General features: G+C 28.5%; 2 protein-coding genes. One reads left to right on the forward strand and one right to left on the reverse strand.

The features are described 5' to 3' along the window. The first annotated feature begins 418 nt into the window (after positions 1 to 418). Positions 419 to 1,516, forward strand: a complete 1,098-nt coding sequence (locus tag Q0370_RS05645) for an OmpA family protein (protein WP_299573208.1) — start codon at positions 419 to 421, stop codon at positions 1,514 to 1,516. Between the two features lie 248 nt (positions 1,517 to 1,764). Here Q0370_RS05645 and Q0370_RS05650 read toward each other — a convergent pair. After that, positions 1,765 to 2,739, reverse strand: a 975-nt coding sequence (locus Q0370_RS05650) for a YiiG family protein (protein WP_299573210.1), incomplete at its 5' end; no start/stop codon positions are given.

The raw sequence follows: 2,739 nt of genomic DNA on the forward strand, positions 1-2,739 counted from the left end.
TCGTATTGCATTATTGAAAAAATTAGAAATTTCTATTGATAAAATGATAAATATCTAATTTTTATCTATTTTTTTCCGATTGGCAGTAAATTTGTGAATAATTTTTGAAATTTATTTTAAAAGGAAAAAAATAAAATGAATGACTCGAGAGTCATGCTAAATAGCTTTTTTGTTGAAAATGTACTGAATACAACGGATAAAACAATCTAAATAGTTGAATTTTTTTATTGACTTTTTATTAAAACAATGGTATCATATACTTGTAAACGTGAAGTTTTGGCTAAAGAATATTTTTTGATTATAAAGTTAAAGTATTGATTTTTTTCTTAAAATAGCGTATAATCTTAGAAGAGGATTAGGAGAAAATAGTACTAACTAAGTTAGAGAAAAAACAAAATGACATTCAGGAGGAATTGAAATGAAAAAATTAGTAATTTTAGGAACAGCTTTATTAGCTTTAAATGCTGTAGCATCTGAATTCCAATTTAAAGGTGGATACGATTTCTACAGAAAATACAAAAATGGAACTAACCTTGCAGGAGAAGATGCTAGATTAAAAAATGGACCAACACTTGGTTTAGAATATATTGTTGACAACCAAGGTGAATTTGAATGGGGATTAGGATCAGAATATAAATTCTCGTCTAATTCAGGTAAATTGAAAACTAAATCTAATGAAAGAATTGGTAGAAGTGTACCAGTTTATGCTTTAGGTAAATTTAATTTGATTACTACTAACAGTGGAAATGACGCTTTATATGTATTAGGAAGAGCAGGGTATAATTTCGCTAAAGACTCTAAAGAGGTTAGAGCAAATGATGGAAAATTATCTGGAGGATTATATGCAGCAGCAGGGATAGGTACTGAATTTGGACCAGTTTCATTAGAGGCTATTTATGAAAGATCAGGATTTAAATATAAAGATACTGTTACAGGTCAAAGAGACAGAGATCATATGGATTCAGTAGGAGTTAGAGTAGGATATAGATTTGGACAATTGAAAAATGACAGAGCACCTAAAATCATAACTCAAACTGTGCAAGTACCTGTGCCAACTCCAGTACCTACACCAGAACCACAAACAAAAGATATTCCTCAAGCAAATACTGCTATATTACCATTTAGCTGTTCAGCAAATGAGAAAAAATGTGTAATCAGAGGATTTAAAGTAGATGGAAGAGTACCTAACGAAAATGAAGCTTCAGACTTGAAAGCTATCGCTGGAGTAATTAACCAATTCGCTGAAGGTGGATCAATTGATTTCGTTGGACATACAGATTCAACAGGATCAGCTGCTTATAACCAAAAATTATCAGTAGCAAGAGCACAAAACGTTGCTAGATTATTGAAAGATTATGGATTGAAAAACTCAATCTCTTACGGATCAATTACTGGACAAGGAGAAAGCAACCCAGCTGATACTAATGACACAGTTGAAGGAAGATACAACAACAGAAGAGTTGAATTATTCTTCCAAAACGTTGACTTTAGTAATGTAAGATTCATTAATCAATAATTGAATTTAAAATTTTTAAAATAAATTTGGAGAGTCATTTTATATGGCTCTCTTTTTTGTTTATTTTAAGAAAGTTACTTATTGTATTAAATTTTATAGTAAAACTGCTTTAAAACTAAACTCAAAAGGCTATGACTATTTTACTCAAACCCTAAATCTATATAATTTTTAGTAGTTTAATTTTAAATAGGTTTGAGTATATAATAAAATTTATAATTGTCTATATAAATTTTGATTTTTTTCTATTTTTAATTCATCAGATTATTGTAGGCATTCACTAAATTGTTATACTTTTTAATTACATCGTTCGGAGTCCCAGCCATATCCTCCGTATAAACTTTCTTCTCAATCTCGCTCTTGCTCATCGACTTGCTTTTCTCAATTTCCTTAATAAATATTGTAACCGATTTTTCAAATTCTGCAAGCTGCTTGTTAAATATTTCCAATTTTTCTTTTGTGTAATTTTCTTTTTTTAGCTGTTTCTCGTTTGCAATTGCTTTCTGGAAGTTAGCTGAAGCTACTAAAATATTTTGCTGTGCTTTTTTTAATTTTCCCAAATCACCTTTTATAAATGTTGTCATACTAAGTTTCTGATTATCCATTTTATCCACAAAATCTTCACAACTATTTATGAGAATTGCCAAATTGTATTTTATCAGACTGCCTTCATTTTTATATGTTTCTAATATTTTCTGCACTCTTTCTTTCGTTTTGTTTTCCACTTCAGTTTTAAAAATATTTGAACTCTCTTTATATCTTTTATAAATTTTTAAAAAATTTGTATGCAATTGCTGCCCTTTGGAAAAGTTATCTGCCAAATATTCCTTTTTTCCATAGTAATTTGTCATAGAATCCGTTACTGCTTTTAATTCTTTTAAAATTGGCAATAATCTTTTGGAAGAATTATCCAGCTTTTCCATCTTGAATTTAGAATTTATATTTTTTTCAAGTTTTTGAATAACAGCATTATCAATTTTAATAACAGGGAGGCTTTCCAATATCCCTATTTCCTGTGCATTTATTTCCTTACTTTCTCCAGCCACATCTATATATTTTGAAATTTCATTCTCAATATTTGTCAAATTATTATGGATTTCAATATAGCCGTTGTACTTCTCCATTTCTTCATTTTTTACTTTTTTTATACTAAATTTTCTTCTAATTTCCTTAAATGTATCATCACAGGAAAATAAAAAAATCGAAAGAAATCCTATTAATATTAT

It is taken from the genome of uncultured Leptotrichia sp., assembly GCF_938036635.1.
Taxonomy (GTDB): Bacteria; Fusobacteriota; Fusobacteriia; order Fusobacteriales; family Leptotrichiaceae; genus Leptotrichia; species Leptotrichia hongkongensis.